This is a genomic window from Streptomyces sp. NPDC040610, assembly GCF_055594065.1.
Genome location: NZ_JBVIXA010000004.1, coordinates 645,023 through 668,520, shown reverse-complemented (window position 1 = coordinate 668,520; position 23,498 = coordinate 645,023). Strand labels below are relative to the sequence as shown.

The window sequence follows — 23,498 nt, the reverse complement described above, 5'->3', positions numbered from 1 at the left end:
TGGGGGGGGGGGGTGTTTTTTTTTGTTCCCCCCCCCCCCCCCCTCCCCCCCCCCCCCTCCCCCCCCCCCCCCCCCCCCCCCCCCCCCCCCGCCGCTCAAGGCGCTACCGCCCGTTGAACGCGTCCTTCAGGCGCGAGAACAGCCCCTGCTGCCCCGGCTGGAACTGCCCCGTGGGCCGCTCCTCGCCGCGCAGCTGCGCGAGCTCCCGCAGCAGCCGCTCCTGCTCGGGGTCGAGCTTGGACGGCGTGAGCACCTCGACGTGCACGATGAGGTCACCGCGCCCCCCGCCCCGCAGGTGGGTGACGCCCCGCCCGTGCAGGGGGATCGACTGCCCGGACTGCGTGCCGGGCCGGATGTCGACCTCCTCCATGCCGTCCAGCGTCTCCAGCGGCACCTTCGTGCCGAGCGCGGCCGCCGTCATCGGCAGCGTGACGGTGCAGTGCAGATCGTCCCCGCGCCGCTGGAACACGGCGTGCGGCAGCTCGTGGATCTCCACGTACAGGTCACCGGCGGGACCGCCGCCGGGCCCGACCTCGCCCTCACCGGCGAGCTGGATCCGGGTGCCGTTGTCGACACCGGCCGGGATCTTCACCGTGAGCGTCCGCCGGGAGCGGATGCGCCCGTCGCCCGCGCACTCCGGGCACGGCGTGGGCACCACGGTGCCGAAGCCCTGGCACTGCGGGCAGGGCCGCGAGGTCATGACCTGGCCGAGGAAGGACCGGGTGACCTGGGACACCTCGCCACGGCCGCGGCACATGTCACAGGTCTGCGCGGAGGTGCCGGGCGCGGCCCCTTCGCCGGAACACGTCGTACAGACGACGGCCGTGTCGACCTGGATGTCCTTGGTGGTGCCGAAGGCGGCCTCTTCGAGGTCGATCTCCAGGCGGATCATGGCGTCCTGGCCGCGCCGGGTGCGCGAACGCGGCCCGCGCTGCGACGCCGTACCGAAGAACGCGTCCATGATGTCGGAGAAGTTGCCGAAGCCACCCGCTCCGAAGCCGCCCGCGCCACCGGCGCCGCCGGCCTGGGACAGCGGGTCGCCGCCGAGGTCGTAGACCTGCTTCTTCTGCGGGTCCGACAACACCTCGTACGCGGCGTTGATCTCCTTGAAGCGCTCTTGCGTCTTCGGGTCAGGATTGACGTCCGGGTGCAGCTCGCGTGCGAGCCGCCGGAAGGCCTTCTTGATGTCGTCCTGGGAAGCGTCGCGGCGCACGCCTAGTACGGCGTAGTAGTCCGTGGCCACTTACGACTCCGCCAGGATCTGTCCGACGTAACGTGCCACTGCGCGTACTGCTCCCATCGTTCCCGGATAGTCCATGCGGGTCGGTCCGACCACGCCCAGCTTGGCCACTGCCTCGCTCCCCGAACCGTAGCCGACGGAGACCACCGACGTGGAGCTGAGCCCCTCGTGGGCGTTCTCGTGCCCGATCTTGACGGTCATGCCCGAATCCGTCGCCTCACCAAGCAACTTGAGGAGGACGACCTGCTCCTCCAGGGCCTCGAGGACCGGCCTGATGGTGAGGGGAAAGTCATGTCCGAAGCGGGTGAGATTGGCGGTGCCGCCGATCATCAGCCGCTCCTCGGTCTCCTCCACCAGCGTTTCGAGGAGGGTGGAAAGGACCGTGGTCACCGTCCCCCGGTCGTCCTTGTCGAAGGATTCGGCCAGGTCCTGCACCAGCTGCGGCACGTCCGAGAAGCGGCGGCCCGCGACCCGGCTGTTGAGCCGCGCCCGCAGGTCCGCGAGCGACGTCTCGCCGAACGGCGCCGGGCAGTCGATCATGCGCTGCTCGACCCGACCGGTGTCGGTGATGAGGACCAGCATCAGGCGGGCCGGGGCCAGCGAGAGCAGTTCCACGTGCCGCACCGTGGAGCGGGTCAGCGACGGATACTGCACCACCGCGACCTGCCGGGTCAGCTGCGCGAGCAGCCGCACCGTGCGCCCGACGACGTCGTCCAGGTCGACCGCGCCGTCCAGGAAGTTCTGGATCGCGCGCCGCTCCGGCGCCGTCATGGGCTTGACGCCCGCGAGCCGGTCCACGAACAGGCGGTACCCCTTGTCGGTCGGGATGCGCCCGGCGCTGGTGTGCGGCTGGGCGATGAACCCTTCCTCCTCCAGGGCGGCCATGTCGTTGCGGACCGTGGCCGGGGAGACGCCGAGGTGGTGGCGTTCGGTGAGCGCCTTGGAGCCGACGGGCTCCTCCGTGCCCACGTAGTCGTGGACGATGGCGCGCAGCACTTCCAGCCTGCGTTCACTGAGCATCGCGCACCTCCAGCTGCCGTCCCTCGCCCCGAGCCCCCGGTGGTGGCCCCTCGCCCTGGCACTCACCCCGGGCGAGTGCCAGCCTTCACCGAGTCAGTGTACGGCCGGTGGGTACAGGCCCGGCAAGGGCCGACCCCGTTGTCATGCCGACGGGTGCCGCCCTTGTCCTGCCTTGTCACGCCGACGGCCGCCGCCGCTGTCGCCCCAGGTCCCGCGGACGGGTGCCGCCGCCGTCGTGCCACGCCACGCCGACGGGTGCCGCCGCCCGCCCCCGCCCTGCCCCCCGCGCCCCGGCGGCGCTAGCGTCACCCCATGGACACGATCACGCCCTCCCCCGCCCCCGCCCCGGCCTGGGAGGAGGCGGGCTGGGAACGGCTCGCCGCGCGCGTGGGGCGGTGCAGGCTGCCCGTGTGGGACTGCACGGCCGGGCTCGTCGTCGGCACCGGCGCCGCCCTCATGATCGAGGCCGGGTCCAGCCTGCGCGAGGGCTCCCGGCTGCGCGCCGACGCCCGGCGGCTGCTCGGCGGCGACCGGCGTGTGACCCATCTCGCCCTCACCCACCCCCACTTCGACCATGTGCTCGGCGCCGCCGCGTTCGCGGGCGTCGAGGTGTTCGGCGCCGTCGGCCTCGACACCGTCCTGGAGCACGACCGCGACGGCCTGCGCGCCGACGCCGTCGCCCAGGGCCTCGACCCGACCGCCGCGGCCGAGGCCGCCGACCTCCTCGTCCACCCCCGCCACCTGGTGTGCGGGGAGTGGACCCTCGACCTCGGCGGGCTCCAGGTGCTGCTCGCCAACGTCGGCCCCGGGCACACCGGCCACGACCTCGCCGTCCTCGTGCCCGGCGGCCCGGGCGAGCCCGAGGTCGTCTTCTGCGGCGATCTGGTCGAGGAGTCCGGCGCACCGCAGGCAGGGCCGGACGCGGCGCCCCGGCACTGGCCCGCCGCCCTCGACCGGCTCCTCGACCTCGGCGGCGAGGACGCGGTGTACGTGCCCGGGCACGGGGCCGTCGTCGACGCCGCTTTCGTACGCCGCCAACGCGACGAGCTGGCCCGGCGGTTCGGTGTCGCCTGACGCCATGCCATAACGTCTGGCCCATGCGCAGCTACCACCCGGACCTGACCCCGCCCTGGAAGAAGCCGGCCGCCGTCCCCGAGGTGCCCGCCGAGGCCGACCTGGTCGTGGAGGAGGTCACCACGGGCTTCTGCGGCGCGGTGATCCGCTGCGAGAAGACGGCCGAGGGGCCGACGGTGACCCTGGAGGACCGCTTCGGCAAGCACCGCGTGTTCCCGATGGCGCCGCGCGGCTTCCTCCTGGAGGGCAGGGTGGTCACGCTGGTCCGCCCGACGGCGACCGCCGCACCCCGCAAGCCCGCGCGCACCGCGTCCGGCTCGCTGGCCGTGCCGGGGGCGCGGGCGCGGGTGGCCAGGGCGGGGCGGATCTATGTGGAGGGGCGGCACGACGCCGAGCTCGTCGAGAAGGTCTGGGGCGACGACCTGCGCATCGAGGGGGTCGTCGTCGAGTATCTGGAAGGCATCGACGACCTGCCCGCCATCGTGGCCGAGTTCGCCCCCGACGCCGACGCCCGCCTCGGCATCCTCGTCGACCACCTGGTCCCCGGCTCCAAGGAGTCCCGGATCGCCGCGGCCGTCAGCAGCGACCACGCCCTGATCGTCGGCCACCCCTACATCGACGTGTGGGAGGCCGTGAAGCCGTCTTCCCTGGGCATCACGGCCTGGCCCCGGATCCCCCGCGGCCAGGACTGGAAGACGGGCGTGTGCCGCGCCCTCGGCTGGCCGGAGAACACCGGCGCGGCCTGGCAGCACATCCTGCGCTCGGTCCACAGCTACAAGGACCTGGAGCCCGCGCTCCTGGGCAGGGTCGAGGAGCTGATCGATTTCGTGACGGCTCCATAGCCGGCCCCCTGCCAGGCGCCGGACGAGGAGATATCAGCCCGTCCGGCGCTTGAGGACGAGGCGCGGAGCGCCGACAGGGGGGACAGGGGCGCAGCCCCATACAGAACGCTCAGTCGACCAGATCCCGCACGACGGCGTCGGCAAGCAACCGCCCCCGCAGGGTGAGAACGGCCCGCCCCTCCACGAAGGGCCCGGCCTCCAGCAACCCATCAGCCAGCGCCCGCCGGGCCGCGGCAAGCCCGGCCTCCTTCAGCAGCCCCAACGGGCACCCCTCAAGCAGCCGCAGCTCAAGCAGCACCCGCTCGACCCGCCGATCCTCCTCCGAGAGGACCTCCCGCCCGGCCCCGGGCGACCGACCCCCCGCGAGCGCGGCGGCATACGCGCCGGGATGCTTCACGTTCCACCACCGCACACCCCCCACGTGGCTGTGGGCCCCCGGCCCGGCCCCCCACCAGTCGGCGCCCCGCCAGTACAACTCGTTGTGCAGACACCGCCCCGCCTCGGACGTGGCCCAGTTCGACACCTCGTACCAGTCGAACCCGGCACCCCCGAGGACCTCGTCGGCGATCAGATACCGGTCCGCGTGCACGTCGTCGTCGGTCATGGGCACCTCCCCGCGCCGGATCCGCCGGGCGAGCTGCGTGCCCTCCTCGACGATCAGCGCGTACGCCGACACATGGTCGGGCCCGGCCCCGATGGCGGCGTCCAGGGAGGCCCGCCAGTCGTCGTCGGTCTCCCCGGGGGTGCCGTAGATGAGGTCGAGGTTGACGTGCTCGAAGCCCGCGGCGCGCGCCTCGGCGACACAGGCCTCGGGCCGCCCGGGCGTGTGCGTACGGTCGAGGATCTTCAGGACGTGCTGCTTGGCGCTCTGCATGCCGAAGGAGACCCGGTTGAAGCCGCCTTCGCGCAGGGCGCTCAGATAGGCCGGGTCGACGGACTCCGGGTTGGCCTCCGTGGTGATCTCCGCGTCGTCGGCGAGCCCGAACTCGTCGCGTACGGCGGCGAGCATCCGTACGAGATCGTCGGCGGCGAGCAGCGTGGGCGTACCGCCGCCGACGAACACGGTCCGTACGGGGCGGGGGTCGTCGCCGAGGACCTTGCGGGCGAGGCGGACCTCGTCGACGAGGGTGTCGGCGTAGTTGTCGCGGGAGGCGAGGACGCCGCCGCTGCCGCGCAGCTCGGTGGCGGTGTAGGTGTTGAAGTCGCAGTAGCCGCAGCGGGTCGCGCAGTACGGCACGTGCAGATAGAACCCGAGCGGCCGCTCACCCGCTCCGAGCAGGGCGGAGGCGGGCAGCGCCCCGTCCTCGGGCATGGGCTCACCATCGGGCAGTACGGAAGGCATGCCTGCCATTGTCCCGGACGCCCCGGGCTCTCGGCGCGCCCCCGCCACTGACAGCCCGCCCGGCGGGCGCGCCCCGCCATTGACAGCCCCTCCGGCGTTTGAGGAGCGGGGTCCGGGGCGGAGCCCCGGTTTCGGGAAAGGGGTGGGTCCGGGGCGCCCCGCGAAGGCCCCCGCCCCCTCACTCCGCCTTGAGCACCAGCAACGCCAGATCATCGTCCGGCGGCCGCTGGGAGAATTCGTGGACCAGACGGCGGATGCGCTCGGCGACGAGCCCCGCGTCGAGTCCCGCGCACCCCGCCAGCGCCTTGGCGAGCCCGTCCCCGTCGTCGAAGAGGTGCAGCCCGGAGCGCCGCTCCGTGACCCCGTCGGTGACGCACAGCAGCGTGTCACCGGTACGCAGCTCGAAGGTGGTGCTGGTGTACGTCTCGTCGTCGACGACCCCGAGCAGCATCTGCGGCGCGGCCACGGGCCACACCTGCCCCTCGGCACCGAGCACCAGCGGCAGCGGATGCCCGGCGCACGCCACGGTGCACCGCACGCCGCCGTCGAAGGGCACCAGCTCGCCGTAGAGGAGGGACAGGAAGCGGGAGGTGGGGCCGTCGGTGGGCTCGTCCTGGCCGCCGGCGAGGGCGAGGACGGCCGCGGCGGCGTCGGCGGCCTCCGTGGCGTCGTCGAGGAGGAGCTGGTTGAGCCGGTCCAGGACCTCCGCGACCTGGTAGCCCTCGCGGGCGAGCAGCCGCAGCCAGGGCCGGGCGAGCCCGATCACGACGGCCGCCTCCGGCCCCTTGCCCTGGACGTCCCCGAGGGCGAAGCACCAGCGGCCGTGCCCGGCGGGGAACACGTCGTAGAAGTCGCCGCCCGGCCCGCCCTGCTCCCGGGGCTCGTACACGACGCTGCTCTCCACGCCGGGGATCTCCGCGACGGCGCTCGGGAGCAGGCCGCGCTGGAGGACCTGGCTGATGGTGGCCTGGCGCTGATAGCGGCGGGCGGCGCTGATGGCGAGCGCGACGCGGCGGCTGAAGTCCTCGACGAGCCCGGTGGCCTCGTCCGGGAAGCGCACGAGCCCGGCCCGTCCGATCACCAGGGTGCCGAGCTTCCGGCCGCCCGCCACCAGGCGGTACGCCAGCGCCGCGCCGCCCGACTCCCCGCCGCCCAGGGCGTCCCCGGGCCACAGCACGGCCACCGCGCCGGAGCCCACCGCCTCGGTCAGCCGCGGCGGCTCCTTCTCCAGGAGCCGCCGCAGCTCCTCTATGCGTTGTTCGCTGGTGTGCCAGACGCGCGCGAGGCGGGTGCCGGGGGCGCGGCCGTCGGCGGTGCGCCCGGGGCCCTCGGCCTCGTCGTCGAGCCAGACCGCGCACCAGTCCGCGAGGCGCGGTACGAGCAGCTGTCCGGCGAGCGCCGCGACCAGGTTCTCGTCGAACTGTCCGGCGAGCAGGTCGGAGGCCTCGGCGAGGAAGGTGAGCGCGCCGCGGTTGATCCACTCGGTGTCGTGGGTGGTTCTTCTGGGCATCGGCGCGAGGATCTCGGCGGAGCGCAGGCCGCGGTGCAGGACCTGTTCCCCGGCGTACGTCTCGATCTCCTGGACCAGGGGGAGCCCTTCGACGGGCAGCCGGGCCCAGACCGTCTTGGTGCCGGAGCGGTAGGTGATGCCCCAGGACTCGGAGAGGGTGGCGACGAGTTGCAGGCCGCGGCCGTACTCGGGGGTGCCGGGCTGCGGGCCGCGGGGCTCGCTGCGCACGGCGCGCGCCGGGTGGTGGTCGGACACCTCGACGACCAGGGCGTCGGTGCTCTCGCCCGGGCTGCCCTCGTCGAAGCGGCACAGGACGTCGACGGCGGTGCCCGCGTGCACGACGGCGTTCGTCACCAACTCGCTGACCAGCAGCACCGAGTCGTCGGCGAGCCGGTCGGTGATGCCGGTCGCGGCGGGCGCCCCGAGGTCGGCCCAGTCGGCGAGCGCCGCCCGGACGAACCGGCGGGCCGCGGCGGGCGCCAGCGGGTTTCCGGGCAGGGACGTGCGCACCACGGCCAGTGGCCCGGGGCGCGCCGCGGGCTGGGCGGAAGCACGAAAAGCAGTCTCCCGTTGCATCGGAATGGCCCCCACAGTGCGGCTCCTGAGCAGTTCGGACGAATACGCCTCAGGCGACACGGACAGAGTGACAGACTGACTGGGCCCATAAGCACCGAGTTACCGAAGTGGGCCACCATGAGTGAGAACAGTGCTACGCCCGCGCTCGGACGCGGTCAGATTCCGTCATCCGCCGATACGGGCAGTCCTGCGCGGATTTCGGCCCCGGGTGCCGCCGCGGCTCCCGGCCCAACGCCCCCACCGGCCGTCCCGGATCCGGGTGACCGATTCCGGCCTTCGGCGGCAGCCGTGGCGCCCGGCGAGATTCGGCCAGCCGGCGCGGGCAGCTCCGGCCGCGCCCCAGCTCCCTCGCCCCCGCAGCTCCCTGACCCTCTGTCACCGTCAACTGTCGCTGCCATACCGGGACTTGATGCCCCGAAGGGGCCCGGATCGACCGCCTCCGGAACCCCGCGCGCGTCCACACCACCGGCGCTCGACCCCTTGCCCACGCCCCCGGCGCCGGAGTGCTCCCACTCGGTTCACGCGGCCGAACAGCGCCCCGGGCGCTCTGTCCGCGCCAAGATCCCGTCCCCGTCGGGGGAGCCGTCCGCGTCCGGGGGTGGGCCCACGTCCGCGAAGACGCCCACGCCCAGGAAGGCGCCCACCCCCGGCAAGGCGCGCAAGGCCCTCGCTCCGGCCGCAGCGCCGCCCACCGTCCCCGCCGCACCCGCGGCTCCGCCCAGGCGGTCACCCAAACGCCCGCCCAAGTCCACCCGGACGCCGGACCCGGGCCCCGTCTCCGTCCCGGAGGCCGTCCCCGGCGACCCCTCGGGCGCGTCCGCCGCCGATCTGCGCGCCCTGCTCGCCGCCATGCGGGCCGCCCGCGACGGCAACTTCACCAAGGCCCCGCACACCAGCTCCGGCCTGGTCGCCGAGCTGGTCACGGTGTTCAACGAGCTGGTGGACCGCTCCACTCACTTCGACGGCGAACTCCTCCGCGTACGCCGGGAGATGGTCCGGCACGGCCGCCTCGACACCCGGTTCACGGCGAGCCCGGGGCAGGGCAGCTGGGCCACCCGGATCATCGAGGTGAACTCGCTCCTGGACTCCCTGGTCGCGCCCGCCACCAACGCGACCCGGGTCCTGAACGCCGTCGCGGGCGGCGACCTCACCCAGCGCGTCGACCTGCACGACGGGTCCCGGGAGCTGCGCGGCGATCTGCGCCGCCTGGGGCGCGCCGTCAACACGATGGTCGACCAGTTGTCACTCTTCACGGGAGAAGTGACGCGGGTGGCCCGCGAGGTCGGCACCGAGGGCAGGCTCGGCGGGCGCGCCAAGGTCCGCGGTCTGTCCGGGAGCTGGCGGGACGTGACGGAGGCCGTGAACACGATGGCCTCCCGGCTGACCGCGCAGGTCCGCGACATCGCGCTGGTCACCACGGCCGTGGCGCAGGGCGACCTGACGCGCACGGTCACCGTCGAGGCCACCGGTGAACTCCTTGAGCTGAAGCTCACGGTGAACACGATGGTCGAACAGCTCTCCGCTTTCGCGGCGGAGGTGACGCGTGTCGCCCGCGAGGTCGGCACGGAGGGGCGGCTCGGCGGGCGCGCGCAGGCCCGCGGTGTGTCGGGGGTGTGGAAGGACCTCACCGACAACGTCAACTTCATGGCGTCGAACCTCACCTCCCAGGTGCGCAACATCGCCCAGGTCACCACCGCCGTCGCCAACGGCGACCTGAGCCAGAAGATCACCGTGGACGCGCGCGGCGAGATCCTGGAGCTGAAGGACACCGTCAACACGATGGTCGACCAGCTCTCCGCCTTCGCCGACGAGGTGACGCGTGTCGCCCGCGAGGTCGGCACCGAGGGCAACCTCGGCGGGCGCGCCCATGTGCGCGGGGTGTCCGGGGTGTGGAAGGACCTCACCGACAACGTCAACTTCATGGCGGACAACCTCACTTCGCAGGTCCGCAACATCGCGCTCGTGTCGACGGCGGTCGCCCAGGGCGATCTGTCGAAGAAGATCACCGTGGAGGCCAAGGGCGAGATCCTGGAGCTGAAGTCGACGATCAACACGATGGTCGACCAGCTCTCCGCCTTCGCCGACGAGGTGACGCGTGTCGCCCGCGAGGTCGGCACCGAGGGCAACCTCGGCGGTCAGGCGCAGGTGCGGGGCGTCAGCGGCGTCTGGAAGGAGCTGACGGACAACGTCAACTTCATGGCGTCGAACCTCACCTCCCAGGTGCGCAACATCGCCCAGGTCACCACGGCCGTCGCCAACGGCGACCTGTCGAAGATGATCACGGTGACGGCGCGCGGCGAGATCCTGGAGCTGAAGGACACCGTCAACACGATGGTGGAGCAGCTGCGCGCCTTCGCGGACGAAGTCACGCGTGTGGCGCGCGAGGTGGGCACGGACGGCAGGCTCGGCGGGCGCGCGCAGGTGCTCGGCGTATCGGGGGTCTGGAAGGACCTCACCGACAACGTCAACTACATGGCGGACAACCTCACCGGGCAGGTCCGCAACATCGCGCAGGTCGCGACGGCCGTGGCGCAGGGCGACCTGTCGAAGAAGATCGACGTGGACGCGCGCGGCGAGATCCTGGAGCTGAAGACCACCATCAACACGATGGTGGACACCCTGTCGTCGTTCTCCTCCGAGGTCACCCGCGTGGCCCGCGAGGTGGGTTCGGAAGGGCAGCTCGGCGGTCAGGCCCGGGTCGAGGGCGTGTACGGCACCTGGAAGCGCCTGACCACGAACGTGAACGAATTGGCGCTGAACCTGACCACGCAGGTCCGTGCCATCGCCGAGGTCGCCTCCGCGGTGGCACAGGGCGACATGTCCCGCTCCATCACCGTGGAGACCCGGGGCGAGGTCGCCGAGCTGAAGGACAACATCAACCTGATGGTGTCCAACCTGCGCGAGACCACCCGCGCCAAGGACTGGCTGGAGTCCAACCTCGCCCGCCTCGCCGGTCTGATGCAGGGCCACCGGGACCTGATGGAGGTCGCCGACCTGATCCTGCGCGAGCTGACCCCGCTGGTGAACGCCGGGTACGGCGCGTTCTTCCTCGCCGACCCGGACGCCGACGGCACCGCCCCGCTGCAGGCCTCCCCCGCCAAGGGCCTCGCCTTCATCGCCGGATACGGCTCCGCGCAGGGCAGCGCCACCGAGGAGGAGGGCTTCCTCGTCGACACCGGCGGCATGCCCGCGCACGGACTGGTACGGCAGGCGGCCCTGGAGAAGAAACGCATCCTCCTCGACGAGGTGCCGCCCGACTACATCAAGATCCACTCAGGGCTCGGGGACGCGTCCCCGGCCAGTGTCGTCATCATCCCGATCCTGTTCGAGGACAAGCTGCTCGGCGTCATCGAACTGGCCACGTTCTCCCGCTTCTCCGACGTCCACCTGGCCTTCTTCGACCAGTTCGTGAACACCATCGGCGTCGCCATCAACACCATCATCGCCAACTCCCGCACCGAGTCCCTGCTCAGCGAGTCCCAGCGGCTCGCCACGCAGTTGCAGGAGCGCTCCGACGAACTCCAGCGCCAGCAGGCCGAGCTACGCCGCTCCAATGCCGAACTGGAGGAGAAGGCGGCGCTGCTCGCCACCTCCTCGCAGTACAAGTCGGAGTTCCTCGCGAACATGTCGCACGAGCTGCGCACCCCGCTGAACTCCCTGCTCATCCTGGCCCGGCTGCTCTCCGACAACCCCGACAACCACCTCTCCGACCAGGAGGTGCAGTTCGCGACCACCATCCACCGCTCGGGCTCCGACCTGCTCCAGCTGATCAACGACATCCTCGACCTGTCGAAGATCGAGGCGGGCCGCATGGACGTACGCCCCAAGAAGCTCCCGCTGATCAAGGTCCTGGACTATGTGCACGCCACGTTCCGGCCGCTCACCATCGACCGCGGCCTCGCCTTCGACGTGACGGTCGGCCACAACGTGCCGCGGGAGATGTTCTCCGACGAGCAGCGGCTCCAGCAGATCCTGCGCAACCTCCTGTCGAACGCGGTCAAGTTCACCGCGAACGGCCGCGTCGAGCTGCGCGTGCAGCACGTCACGCACTCCCCCGACCCGCTCCTGAGCGACCGCGGCGACCTGATCAGCTTCTCCGTCCAGGACACCGGCATCGGCATCCCGCCCGAACAACTCCCGGTGATCTTCGAGGCGTTCCAGCAGGTCGACGGCACCACCAACCGCAAGTACGGCGGCACCGGGCTCGGCCTGTCCATCAGCCGCGAGATCGCCGGTCTGCTCGGCGGCCGCATCACAGCCGAGAGCAGGCCCGGCGAGGGCTCCACCTTCACGCTGTACGTGCCCGTGGTGCACCCCGGCCACGGCGCGGCGGCCGCGGCGTACGCCTCCGCGCGCACCTTGCCCGCCCCCGTCCCGCACGACGAGACCACCTCGACCACGCACACCCTGCCGGAGACCGACGACAACTGGCCGGCGCCGACCAAACTGGAGGTGTGGAAGGAGGGGCGCGCGGGCCGGATACTGCCGGGCCGCCGGGTGCTCATCGTCGACGACGACATCCGCAACGTCTTCGCCCTGACCCATGTCCTCAGCCGCGTGGGCCTGGTGGTGCTGTACGCCGAGAACGGCCGCGAGGGCATCGAGACGCTGGAGCGCAACCCCGACACCGACCTGATCCTGATGGACATCATGATGCCGGAGATGGACGGCTACGAAACCATCGCCGCCATCCGCCGCACCCCCCGCTGGACCGGCCTGCCGATCGTCGCCCTCACCGCGAAGGCGATGCCCGGCGACCGCGAGAAGGCCATCTCGCAGGGCGCCACCGACTACGTACCGAAGCCGGTGGACGTGGACCAACTCCTGATGGCCGTCTGCGCGCTCCTGGACCCGGAGGGCGCCTCGTTCTACAAGCAGGCCAACGCGGCCCTCGAAGACCCCGCCGACCCGGAGCAGCCGGAGCCACCCGCCGCCGACCGGAGAGAGGCCGACCCCATCGGCCCCGTCGATCTCGTCGCCCCCATCGACCAGGTCGACCTCGTTGGACCCCGTGAATTCGTTGACTCGGAGCAGCCCGGCACGCAGGGGGAGCCTGCCGCGCCGCCCACGACTGAGTGAGGCACTTGCCACCATGAGCACAGAGGCGCCGACCGACAACCGTGCCAGCATCCTCCTGGTCGACGACATGGAGGACAACCTGATGGCCCTGGAGGCGGTCCTGGGCTCCCTCAACGAGCCGCTCGTGCGGGCCCGTTCCGGGGAGGAGGCGATGAAGGCCCTGCTGCGGCAGCGGTTCGCCGTGATCCTCCTGGATGTGCGGATGCCAGGCATGGACGGCTTCGAAACGGCGTCCAACATCAAGCGCCTCGACCAGACGAAGGACGTGCCGATCATCTTCCTGACCGGCACGGACAACGACGCGGGCTACGCCTTCCGCGGCTACGCGACCGGCGCGGCGGACTACCTCACCAAGCCCTTCGACCCCTGGGTGCTGCGCGCCAAGGTCACCGTCTTCCTCGAACTGCACCGCAAGAACCAGCAGTTGGAGCACATGCTGGCGCGCGAGCAGGTGCAGTTCGACGAACTGTCCGAACGGCTGTCCGCGATCGAGCGACATATGGCGGCGAGCAGCCTGACCGACGTACTGGAACTGCGCCACCACGTGGCGCACATGGAGGAACTGCTGCGGGAGATGCGGCGCGTGCGGGGCACGTGAGCGCCGGGGGCACGCGGGCGCGTGGGTCTCGCCCGACCCGCGCGCGGTCACCGCCCCGCGCGCCCGCGTGCGCTCACGCCTCGCGCGAGCCCGCGTACATCTCCTCGATCAGCGCCTTGTACTCGCGCTCCACGACCGGCCGCTTCAGCTTCAGGCTGGGCGTCAGCTCGCCGTGCTCGACATCGAGGTCGCGGGGAAGCAGCTTGAACTTCTTGACGGTCTGCCAGCGCTGCAGGCCGTCGTTCAGCTGCTTCACGTACCCCTCGATGAGCGTGACCGTCGCCGGGGCCGCGATCACCTCGGCGTAGGACTTGCCACCGAGGCCGTTCTCCTCGGCCCAGCCCATGATCGACGGCTCGTCGAGGGCGATGAGCGCGGTGCAGAAGTTCCGGTCGGCGCCGTGCACGAGGATGTTGGAGACGTACGGGCACACGGCCTTGAACTGACCCTCGACCTCGGCGGGCGCGATGTACTTGCCGCCGGAGGTCTTGATCAGGTCCTTCTTGCGGTCGGTGATCCGCAGATAGCCGTCGGGCGACAGCTCCCCGATGTCGCCGGTGTGGAACCAGCCGTCGGACTCCAGGACCTCGGCCGTCTTCTCGGGCTGACCGTGGTAGCCCTCCATCACGCCGGGGCTGCGCAGCAGGATCTCGCCGTCGTCCGCGATCCGCACCTCGGTGCCGGGCAGCGGCTTGCCGACGGTGCCGGTGCGGTACGCCTCGCCGGGGTTCACGAAGGACGCGGCGGAGGTCTCGGTGAGGCCGTAGCCCTCCAGGATGTGGATGCCGGCGCCCGCGAAGAAGTACCCGATCTCGGGCGCGAGCGCCGCCGACCCGGACACCGCGGCCCGCAGGCGCCCGCCGAAGGCCTCCCGCAGCTTGCTGTAGACGAGCCTGTCGGCGACCGCGTGCTTGGCGCCGAGCCCGAACGGCACCGAGGCCGCCCCGGTCCTGCGGAAGTTGTCCTGGCTGGTCTTCGCGTACTCCCGGGCGACCTCCGCCGCCCACTGGAAGATCTTGTACTTCGCGCCGCCACCGGCCCGCGCCTTGGCCGCGACACCGTTGTAGACCTTCTCGAAGATCCGCGGCACGGCGGCCATGTACGTGGGCTGCACCACCGGCAGATTCTCGATGATCTTGTCCACGCGGCCGTCGACGGCCGTGACGTGCCCCAGCTCGATCTGCCCGCTGGTCAGCACCTTGCCGAAGACGTGCGCGAGCGGCAGCCACAGGTACTGCACGTCGTCGGCCGTGAGCAGCCCCGTCGCCGCGATGGCCTTCGCCATGTACGACCAGTTGTCCTGCGGCAGCCGCACGCCCTTGGGACGGCCCGTGGTCCCCGACGTATAGATGATGGTCGCGAGGTGATCGGACCTGATCGCGTCGATCCGCTCCTTGACCACCTGCGGGTTCTTCTCCAGATAGGCGGCGCCCCGGGCCTCCAGCTCGGCCAGCGTCAGGACCCAGCCCTCGGGGTCGTCCGCCGCGGGCTCGACGCCCTCCGCGTCGAACACCACCACATGCTTCAGCTCGGGCAGGTTCGCCCGCTGCTCGCGCGCCTTCGCCAGCTGCTCGGCGTTGTCCGCGATCAGGACGCGGCTGCCGGAGTCACCGAGGATGAACGCCGACTCCTCGGCATTGGTCTGCGGGTACACCGTCGTCGTGGCCGCCCCGGCGCACAGGATGCCCAGGTCGGCGAGGATCCACTCGACGCGGGTCGCGGAGGCCAGCGCCACCCGGTCCTCGGGGTTCAGGCCCAGGTCGACCAGGCCGGCCGCGATGGCGAAGACCCGCTCGGAGGCCTCCGCCCAGCTCAGCGACCGCCACTCGTCGGGGCCCTCCCCCGAGGCCGCCGGGACGGGATAGCGGTAGGCCTCGGCGTCGGGTGTGTCCGCCACCCGCTCCAGGAAGAGGTGCGCCACCGAAGGCGGACGGTTCTCGATCAAGGTCTGTGTGTCGCTCACGACATCCTCCGGGCCCGCGACGGTGCGTCCTGACGGTGCGTTTCTACTGGCTACGTGACTGCGGTCGCTGCGCTCCCGTGCCTCTCCGGGCACTTGTTTAACTTGCGAGTAACCTACGAGCAGTGATCAGAGTAAAGGCCGGACGCCATGTGCGTAAGGGGCTGCAGCCTGTCACTTCCTACAGGTTCCGCCTCACAACGGATCCACCCGCCGGGTGAGGGCGAGACGCGAGGAGCGCCTGCCCGGTCACCGGGCAGGCGCTCCTCACCACACGTCCGGACCGCGCCGGGGGCTACTTCTTCTTGCCGGAGCCCTCGTCGCTGGACAGCACCGCGATGAAGGCCTCCTGCGGGACCTCCACGGAGCCGACCATCTTCATCCGCTTCTTGCCTTCCTTCTGCTTCTCCAGCAGCTTGCGCTTACGCGAGATGTCACCGCCGTAGCACTTGGCGAGGACGTCCTTGCGGATGGCGCGGATCGTCTCGCGGGCGATGACCCGGGAGCCGATCGCGGCCTGCACGGGCACCTCGAACGCCTGCCGCGGGATCAGCTCCCGCAGCTTGGCGACGAGCCGCACACCGTACGCGTACGCCGCGTCCTTGTGCGTGATCGCCGAGAAGGCGTCCACCTTGTCGCCGTGGAGCAGGATGTCGACCTTGACGAGCTGCGCGGACTGCTCGCCCGTGGGCTCGTAGTCCAGCGAGGCGTACCCGCGCGTCTTGGACTTCAGCTGGTCGAAGAAGTCGAAGACGATCTCCGCGAGCGGCAGCGTGTACCGGATCTCGACACGGTCCTCGGACAGGTAGTCCATGCCGAGCAGGGTGCCGCGCCGGTTCTGGCACAGCTCCATGATCGAACCGATGAACTCGGACGGAGCGAGGATGGTGGCCCGCACGACGGGCTCGTACACCTCGTCGATCTTGCCCTCGGGGAACTCGCTCGGGTTGGTGACGACGTGCTCGGTGCCGTCCTCCATGATCACGCGGTAGACCACGTTGGGGGCGGTGGCGATCAGGTCGAGCCCGAACTCGCGCTCCAGGCGCTCGCGGATCACGTCCAGGTGCAGCAGGCCGAGGAAGCCGACGCGGAAGCCGAAGCCGAGCGCGGCGGACGTCTCCGGCTCGTACACCAGCGCGGCGTCGTTGAGCTGCAGCTTGTCCAGGGCGTCGCGCAGCTCCGGGTAGTCCGAGCCGTCCAGCGGATAGAGCCCCGAGAAGACCATGGGCTTGGGGTCCTTGTAGCCGCCGAGCGGCTCCGTGGCGCCCTTGTGCAGGGAGGTGATCGTGTCACCGACCTTGGACTGGCGGACGTCCTTCACACCGGTGATGAGATAGCCCACCTCGCCCACGCCGAGCCCGTCGGCGGCGAGCATCTCGGGCGAGTTCGTCCCGATCTCCAGGAGCTCGTGCGTCGCGCCCGTCGACATCATCCGGATCCGCTCACGCTTGTTGAGCTGACCGTCGACGACTCGTACGTACGTCACCACGCCCCGGTACGAGTCGTACACCGAGTCGAAGATCATCGCGCGGGCGGGCGCGTCGGCGACACCGACCGGCGGCGGCACCTCGGCGACGACCTTGTCCAGCAGCGCCTCCACGCCGAGCCCGGTCTTCGCGGAGACCTTCAGGACGTCGTCCGGGTCGCAGCCGATGAGGTTGGCCAGCTCCTCGGAGAACTTCTCGGGCTGGGCCGCCGGCAGGTCGATCTTGTTGAGCACCGGAACGATCTTGAGGTCGTTCTCCATCGCCAGATACAGGTTGGCGAGGGTCTGCGCCTCGATGCCCTGGGCCGCGTCGACCAGGAGGACCGTGCCCTCGCAGGCCGCGAGCGAACGGGAGACCTCATAGGTGAAGTCCACGTGGCCGGGGGTGTCGATCATGTTCAGGATGTGCGTCGTGCCCTCGTCGGGGCCCTCGGTCGGGGCCCAGGGCAGACGCACGGCCTGGGACTTGATCGTGATGCCGCGCTCGCGCTCGATGTCCATACGGTCGAGGTACTGGGCGCGCATCTGCCGCTGCTCGACCACACCGGTCAGCTGCAGCATGCGGTCGGCAAGCGTGGACTTGCCGTGGTCGATGTGCGCGATGATGCAGAAATTGCGGATCAGAGCCGGGTCGGTACGGCTCGGCGCGGGCACATTCTTAGGGGTCGCGGGCACGCAGGGTCCTGTCTCTTGAGGCGCCTTATGCCTCGGGTCGGATCGATACGTAGCCTCCATCGTCCCACGGGTGGGCCGCGAGGATCGGTTTGGGCCGGTCGCGGGGCGACTGGTAACGTGGGCAGCTGTGTCTCTCAGCCCTCTCGGCCGTGTGGCACATGTCAGAGAAATCAGCAGTACCTGAACCTGAGAAGGCTCTTTCGTGGCGAACATCAAGTCCCAGATCAAGCGGAACAAGACCAACGAGAAGGCGCGCCAGCGCAACAAGGCCGTCAAGTCCTCGCTGAAGACCGCGATCCGCAAGGCCCGCGAGGCCGTTGCCTCCGGTGACACCCAGAAGGCGACCGAGCTGACCCGCGAGGCTTCGCGCCAGCTCGACAAGGCCGTCTCCAAGGGCGTCATCCACAAGAACCAGGCCGCCAACAAGAAGTCGGCGCTTGCTTCGAAGGCCGCGTCCCTCTAAGGCCGACCAGTGATGTAACCGCCGGGAGGACCAGAGCGGGCCCTCTCTCATCCGCTCCCGACCGGCACCCCGATCCACACGCGGCCTGCGTTCGCCACGCGGGTGTGGATCTTTGAAGAGCTTGAACCGAAGACCCCGTGCAGTGCCCTTCCCCAGGGTGGTGTGCGGGGTTCTTCGGTTTTGGGGGCTTCGGGGTTCAGGAAGGGGCGAGGGCTGTCCAGGGTCCGGGGCGGAGCCCCGGTTTCGGGAAGGGGTGGGCTCGGGGAAAGAAAATCCCGCCGCGACGGCGAGCACCCCTCACAAACCATCCCGGCGGTGCCCACCCCACCCCCGTCCCCCGGAGCGGGAAAACCTACCCCCGGCGAAGCCGAGCCGCCCGAGCAACGGCGACGACAGCCTTCTCCAACGCGTACGCAGGATCGTCCCCACCCCCCTTGACGCCCGCGTCAGCCTCCGCACAGGCCCGAAGCGCCACAGCAACCCCCTCCGGCGTCCACCCCCGCATCTGCTGCCGCACCCGATCGATCTTCCACGGCGGCATCCCCAGCTCACGAGCAAGATCAGCAGGCCGCCCCCCGCGCGCGGAGGACAGCTTCCCGATGGCCCGCACCCCCTGCGCCAACGCCGAGGTGATCATCACGGGCGCGACCCCGGTCGCCAGAGACCACCGCAACGCCTCAAGCGCCTCCGCGGCCCGCCCCTCCACGGCCCGGTCGGCCACGGTGAAGCTGGACGCCTCCGCCCGCCCCGTGTAGTACCGCCCGACGACCGCCTCGTCGATCGTGCCCTCGACATCCGCGACGAGCTGCGCCGCGGCGGACGCCAGCTCCCGCAGATCACTGCCGATGGAGTCGACCAGGGCCTGGCACGCCTCGGGTGTCGCCGACCGCCCCAGCGCCCGGAACTCACCCCGCACGAAGGACAGCCGGTCCGCGGGCTTGGTCATCTTCGGGCAGGCCACCTCCCGCGCCCCCACCTTGCGCGCGGCGTCGAGCAGCCCCTTGCCCTTGGCCCCGCCCGCGTGCAACAGCACCAGGGTGATCTCCTCGACGGGCGCCCCCAGATACCCCTTCACGTCCTTGACGGTGTCCGCCGACAGGTCCTGCGCATTGCGTACGACGACGACCTTGCGCTCGGCGAACAGCGACGGGCTGGTCAGCTCGGCGAGGGTGCCGGGCCCCAGCTGGTCGGGGGTGAGGTCACGGACGTCGGTGTCGGAGTCCGCGGCCCGCGCGGCGGCGACGACCTCCTGCACGGCGCGGTCGAGCAGCAGGTCCTCCTGCCCCACGGCGACCGTGAGGGGAGCGAGCGGATTGTCGTTTGCGTTCTTCCTGGCCATCGCGGTCAAGCATCCCACGCACCACTGACAGCTCGGGGCGAGGCGGCATTCGGCGGGGGCAGCCCGGGGGGCGGGAGCGAGGGCGGGGGCCGGACCGCCGGGCGGGTCCGAGGGCGGGGGGCCGGGACCGCCGGGCCGGACGCGGGGCGCAGCCCGACGTCGCCGTATCGGAGAATGGGCAGGTGACCGACGTACGACATGTCCTGGTGCTGCCCGACCGCGACGCCGCGGAGCAGCTCGCCGAAGAGCTCCCCGACCGCTTCGGCGTCCCCGAAGAACCCCAGCTCGTCCGGGACGCACTGGCCGGCGAGGACGACGCGGAGGACGCCCAGTGGCTGGTGGTCGTCGAGGACCCCGAGCGCCGCCTCGACCCGAAGGAACTGGACGCGCTGGCAGCCGAGTTCGAGGGCTGGCTGGAGGCACCTTAGGGCCTGTCCGGCGGGTCGGCTAGGAGCGGGTGCCTGCCGGATCGGCACGGAGCGGGTGTCCGTCGGGTCGGCGTGGAGCAGGTGTGCGCCGGGTCGGCGCGGAGCGGGGAGCCGCGGCTCAGGCCTTGGGCAGGACCTGGATGTCCAGCTCGATGGTGATGCTGGCGCCGACCGCCGCGATCCCCCGGGCGAGCATCGTCTGCCACGTGATCGTGAAGTCGTCGCGGTGCAGCTCGGTCGTCGCCCGGCACGCGGCCCGCGTCTCCCCCTCGAGCCCGTGCCCGACGCCCAGGTACTCCGTGTCCAGGGTGACCGTCCGCGTCACACCGTGCAGCGACAGGGCGCCCGTGATCGCCCAGCGCGCACCGCCCTTGTGCACGAACTTGTCGCTGTAGAACTCCATCGTCGGGAACCGCGCCACGTCCAGGAAGTCACCCGACCGCAGATGGTCGTCGCGCATCTTGACGGCCGTGTCGATGGAGGACGCGTCGATCACGACGTGCATCGCCGAGTCCTCCATCCGCTCGGCCAGACGTATCGCCCCCGCGAACGTGTTGAACCGGCCGTGGATCCGCGCGAGCCCGATGTGCCGCGCCGTGAACGCGATCGAGGAGTGCATCGGGTCGATGTCCCAGTCCCCGGACTCCGGCAGCCCCGGGAGCGGCGCGATCTGCAGCGTCACATCCCCCATCGACGCGTGCGCACCCTCGCCCACCGTGACGTTCGCCCGGTACGGCGTGAACCCCTCCGCCGACACCGCGAGCCGGTACTCCCCCGCCGGCACCGTCGCGACGAACGACCCGAACGGATCCGTCCCCCCACTGACGATCTTGCGGCCCATGGCATCGCTGACCGAGAGCTCCGCGTGCTGCACCGCCTCATTGACGGGATCGAGCACCCGGCAACTCAGCACCCCGGCACCGGTCGGCACCGTCATCGCCGACAGCGGCCCGGACCGCCCGCCCCGGCCCCAACGGTTTCCCAGCCAACGGCCGAACACTGCGACACACCCCGCACACCTTGACAACACCTGCAACAAAAAGGCATTCGATCACCGTTGCGGCATTCGATGCAAACGCAACCACTTCAACAAGAACATTGCGGAATTGGCCGGAGCGCCTGCACTGTCGCAGTGGCCCCAATTAACAGTTCCGCCCCACTTCGCCTTCCCTCCTCCCTTCCCCCCGGGGGGCCTCCCCCCTCCTCTCCCCTCCCCTCCCCCCGCCCCCCCACCCCGTCGCCCTGGCCTCACCCAGACAGCCAGGGCGCGCCCCGCCCCCTCACCTGCGCGTCGCCACCCCCAGCTCAGCCGCCCCACCCTCGCCCGCACCCGGGCCTCTCCCCGGTGGCTCCGCGCGTGCCCCGGCGCGTCCTCCCGTGACCGCGATGGCGCCGCTCGTGTCCGTCCGCAGCACCTGTGCGCCCCCGGCCCGCAGCGCCGCGACCGTCCGGGGCGAGGGGTGTCCGTACGGGTTGTCCTCGCCGCACGAGACCAACGCGAGCCGCGGCGCCGCCCGTCGCAACAGCAACGGGTCTTGGTACGCCGACCCGTGATGCGCGACCTTCAGCACATCCACCCGTGGCAGCGCGGCGCCCGCCGGGGTACGCAACAGGGCTCGCTGGGCCGGTGGTTCCAGGTCGCCGAGGAGAAGCAGGGTGAGCCCCGCGATCCGGGCGAGGAGGGTGACGCTGGCGTCGTTCGGGCCCTCCGGCCGCGCCCCCGGGCCGGGCGGCGGCCAGAGCACTTGCCACTCCAGCGGCCCGGCGCGTCTCCGCTCTCCTGCGACGGCCCGCGTCAGGGGAATCCCCCGTGCGGCCGCCTGCCCGCGCACGAACTCGGCCTGCCCCGACGGCTCCTGGAACCCCGTCGTCTGGATCGCCCCCACCGACCGCCCCCGCAGCACCCCGGGCAGCCCCGCCACATGATCCGCGTGAAAGTGCGTCAGCAGGACCAACGGCACCCGTGTGACGCCGAGCGAGCGCAGACACCGGTCGACGAGCACGGGATCGGGCCCCGCGTCGACGACCACCCCGGCGCCCCCGCCCGCCGCGAGCACGGTCGCGTCCCCCTGTCCCACATCACACATCACCAGACGCCACCCCTGCGGCGGCCAGCCCACGATGACCCGGGTGAGCGGCGGGGGTTGAACGACCGCCAGGAGGAGCAGCAGCACGCATCCCGCGCTCAACCACGGATGCCGGGCGAGCCTGCGGCAGGCCAGGACCACGGCGACGGTGACGATCGCCAGCAGCAGCGCGCCGCTCCAACTGCCGGGCCAGTCGATCCCGTTCCCCGGCAGCGCCGCCCCCGTCCGGGCGATTCCCGCGATCCAGCCCACGGGCCAACTCGCGCACCACGTGAGCGCCTTGGCCACCGGCATCGCCACCGGCGCCACCGCGAGCGCCGCGAAGCCCAGCACGGTGGCGGGCGCGACAGCGAACTCCGCGAGCAGGTTGCACGGCACCGCGACCAGGCTCACCCGCGCCGCGAGCACCGCCACGACCGGCGCGCACACCGCCTGCGCCGCCGCCGCGGCCGCCAGCGCCTCGGCCGGCCGCCCCGGTACGCCGCGCCGCCGCATCGCCGCACTCCACCTCGGCGCGAGCGTGAGCAGCGCCCCCGTCGCCAGGACGGACAGCAGGAAGCCGTAACTCCGCGACAGCCAGGGGTCGTACAACACCAGGAGCAGCACCGCCGTGGCCAGCGCGGGCAGCAGTGATCTGCGTCGGCCCGTGCCGATGGCCAGCAGCACGATCAGACCGCAGGCCGCCGCCCGCAGCACGCTCGGCTCCGGTCTGCACACGATGACGAACCCGAGCGTCAGCCCGCCTCCGAGCAGCGCCGTCGTCCGCAGCGGAATGCCCAACCTCGGTGCGAGCCCGCGTCGTTCCGCACGGTGGGCTGTGCCGGGCGGCCCGATGAGCAACGCCAGCACGATCGTGAGGTTCGCTCCACTGACCGCGAGAAGATGAGTGAGGTCGGTCGCCCGGAACGCCTCGTCCAGGTCCGGCGGCACCCGCGAGGTGTCCCCGATCACCAGCCCCGGCAGCAGCGCGCGGGCATCATCAGGCAGCCCGTCCGTCGCCTCCCGCAACCCCGCCCGCAGGTCCCCTGCGAACTGCTGCGTCGCCGACGGTGCCCCGACCACCTGCGGCGCCTGCCCCTCCGGCACCCGCAGGACGGCCGCGATCCGCTCGCTGTCCGACCATGGCACCGCGAGGCTTCCGCGCACCCTCAGCCGCGTGGACGGCAACAGGTCCAGCCACGGCGATCCTCGCGGCCGCGCATCCGTGCCCCCGGCACCTACGCCTTCCCGTGGGCCGCCGACCCCGGCCGGGCCGACACCACCGGCAGCACCGTCCGGGCCCTGTCCGCTGTCCGGCCGCCAGGGCCCCTGCCCCGAGCCCGCGTCGCCCCTCTCCCCCGGCTCCTCCCTCTGGCCTGCCCCCTTCTCCCCCTTCTCCCCTTTCTCCTCCTCCCTCTCCTCGCGCACGATGACCAGCACCGGCGCCCTCGTCCCGCTCGTCGTACCGTCGGCCTCCCTGACGCGGACGACCTCCCCGTTCAGCACGATGGACGGCGGGGCCGTGCGGTCGCCGGTCACCCGGGGGCGCGTACGGCGCGGGTCCGACGTCACCTCCACCTCCGCCGTCACCTCGGCGTACCGCTCCGCGAGTTCGGGTACCGGGCCGCGGTGCAGGTCCGCCCCGTGCAGCCCGGCCGAGGCAGCCGACGCCGCGGCGCACAGCAGGATCGCGGCCACACTCACCCGGCCCCACGCGAAGCGGCCCCGTCTCTCGGTCCGGACACGCCCCACCTGGACGTCGGCGCGCCCTCCCCCGGCATCGGCTCGCCCTGGTCCGGC

At 71.7% G+C, this 23,498-nt stretch carries 15 protein-coding genes; 6 read left to right on the top strand and 9 right to left on the bottom strand.

Translation table 11 applies throughout. The features are described from left to right. Positions 1–103 precede the first annotated feature (103 nt). Both dnaJ and hrcA read right to left on the bottom strand, forming a co-directional pair. Entirely contained in the window at positions 104–1,243 is a 1,140-nt protein-coding gene (dnaJ, locus tag ACZ6AA_RS18745) for a molecular chaperone DnaJ (protein ID WP_030357717.1), read from the bottom strand. Then, the gene (gene hrcA / locus ACZ6AA_RS18740; RefSeq protein WP_380857027.1) at positions 1,244–2,260 is read right to left on the bottom strand and encodes a heat-inducible transcriptional repressor HrcA; all 1,017 of its coding nucleotides are present in this window, start codon (positions 2,258–2,260) and stop codon (positions 1,244–1,246) included. It abuts the gene before it with no gap. 312 nt (positions 2,261–2,572) lie between these two features. Here hrcA and ACZ6AA_RS18735 point away from each other — a divergent pair, with 312 nt between their 5' ends. Together ACZ6AA_RS18735 and ACZ6AA_RS18730 are read left to right on the top strand one after the other, a co-directional pair. After that, positions 2,573–3,334 (top strand): MBL fold metallo-hydrolase, encoded by a 762-nt coding sequence (locus ACZ6AA_RS18735; RefSeq protein WP_468480820.1) that lies wholly within the window; start codon positions 2,573–2,575, stop codon positions 3,332–3,334. A 23-nt stretch (positions 3,335–3,357) separates the two neighbouring features. Then, a complete protein-coding gene (locus ACZ6AA_RS18730; RefSeq protein WP_471458958.1) occupies positions 3,358–4,176 on the top strand; it encodes a DUF3097 domain-containing protein in 819 nt (272 codons plus the stop codon). Positions 4,177–4,285: 109 nt separating this feature from the next. On the opposite strand, the gene hemW is transcribed toward ACZ6AA_RS18730, so the two are convergent. After that, the gene (gene hemW / locus ACZ6AA_RS18725) at positions 4,286–5,518 is read right to left on the bottom strand and encodes a radical SAM family heme chaperone HemW (RefSeq protein ID WP_468449673.1); all 1,233 of its coding nucleotides are present in this window, start codon (positions 5,516–5,518) and stop codon (positions 4,286–4,288) included. A gap of 178 nt (positions 5,519–5,696) precedes the next feature. Next, positions 5,697–7,604, bottom strand: a complete 1,908-nt coding sequence (locus tag ACZ6AA_RS18720; RefSeq protein WP_468449674.1) for a SpoIIE family protein phosphatase — start codon at positions 7,602–7,604, stop codon at positions 5,697–5,699. 849 nt (positions 7,605–8,453) lie between these two features. Between ACZ6AA_RS18720 and ACZ6AA_RS18715 the strand changes: the two genes are divergently transcribed. Continuing rightward, entirely contained in the window at positions 8,454–12,683 is a 4,230-nt protein-coding gene (locus tag ACZ6AA_RS18715; protein WP_468480909.1) for a HAMP domain-containing protein, read from the top strand. Positions 12,684–12,696: 13 nt separating this feature from the next. Beyond that, positions 12,697–13,281: a response regulator gene (locus ACZ6AA_RS18710; protein ID WP_087884062.1), complete on the top strand. Its 585-nt coding sequence runs from the start codon at positions 12,697–12,699 to the stop codon at positions 13,279–13,281. Between the two features lie 73 nt (positions 13,282–13,354). On the opposite strand, the gene ACZ6AA_RS18705 is transcribed toward ACZ6AA_RS18710, so the two are convergent. Further along, positions 13,355–15,244, bottom strand: coding sequence for an AMP-dependent synthetase/ligase (locus ACZ6AA_RS18705; protein WP_468480818.1), 1,890 nt, complete (start codon positions 15,242–15,244; stop codon positions 13,355–13,357). 292 nt (positions 15,245–15,536) lie between these two features. Continuing rightward, on the bottom strand, positions 15,537–17,402 hold the full coding sequence (gene lepA, locus ACZ6AA_RS18700; RefSeq protein WP_468449676.1) for a translation elongation factor 4: 1,866 nt from the start codon (positions 17,400–17,402) through the stop codon (positions 15,537–15,539). A gap of 202 nt (positions 17,403–17,604) precedes the next feature. Between lepA and rpsT the strand changes: the two genes are divergently transcribed. Next, a complete protein-coding gene (gene rpsT / locus ACZ6AA_RS18695) occupies positions 17,605–17,865 on the top strand; it encodes a 30S ribosomal protein S20 (RefSeq protein ID WP_030357727.1) in 261 nt (86 codons plus the stop codon). 352 nt (positions 17,866–18,217) lie between these two features. Here rpsT and holA read toward each other — a convergent pair whose 3' ends face one another. After that, positions 18,218–19,204 carry a DNA polymerase III subunit delta gene (holA, locus tag ACZ6AA_RS18690; RefSeq protein ID WP_468449677.1) on the bottom strand — a complete coding sequence of 329 codons (987 nt, stop codon included), beginning with the start codon at positions 19,202–19,204 and terminating at the stop codon, positions 18,218–18,220. 182 nt (positions 19,205–19,386) lie between these two features. Here holA and ACZ6AA_RS18685 point away from each other — a divergent pair, with 182 nt between their 5' ends. Beyond that, on the top strand, positions 19,387–19,632 hold the full coding sequence (locus ACZ6AA_RS18685) for a hypothetical protein (protein WP_468449678.1): 246 nt from the start codon (positions 19,387–19,389) through the stop codon (positions 19,630–19,632). A 118-nt stretch (positions 19,633–19,750) separates the two neighbouring features. Here ACZ6AA_RS18685 and ACZ6AA_RS18680 read toward each other — a convergent pair whose 3' ends face one another. Both ACZ6AA_RS18680 and ACZ6AA_RS18675 read right to left on the bottom strand, forming a co-directional pair. Continuing rightward, a complete protein-coding gene (locus tag ACZ6AA_RS18680) occupies positions 19,751–20,632 on the bottom strand; it encodes a YceI family protein (protein ID WP_468449679.1) in 882 nt (293 codons plus the stop codon). Between the two features lie 280 nt (positions 20,633–20,912). Further along, positions 20,913–23,450, bottom strand: coding sequence for a ComEC/Rec2 family competence protein (locus ACZ6AA_RS18675; protein ID WP_471458955.1), 2,538 nt, complete (start codon positions 23,448–23,450; stop codon positions 20,913–20,915). Positions 23,451–23,498 lie beyond the last annotated feature (48 nt).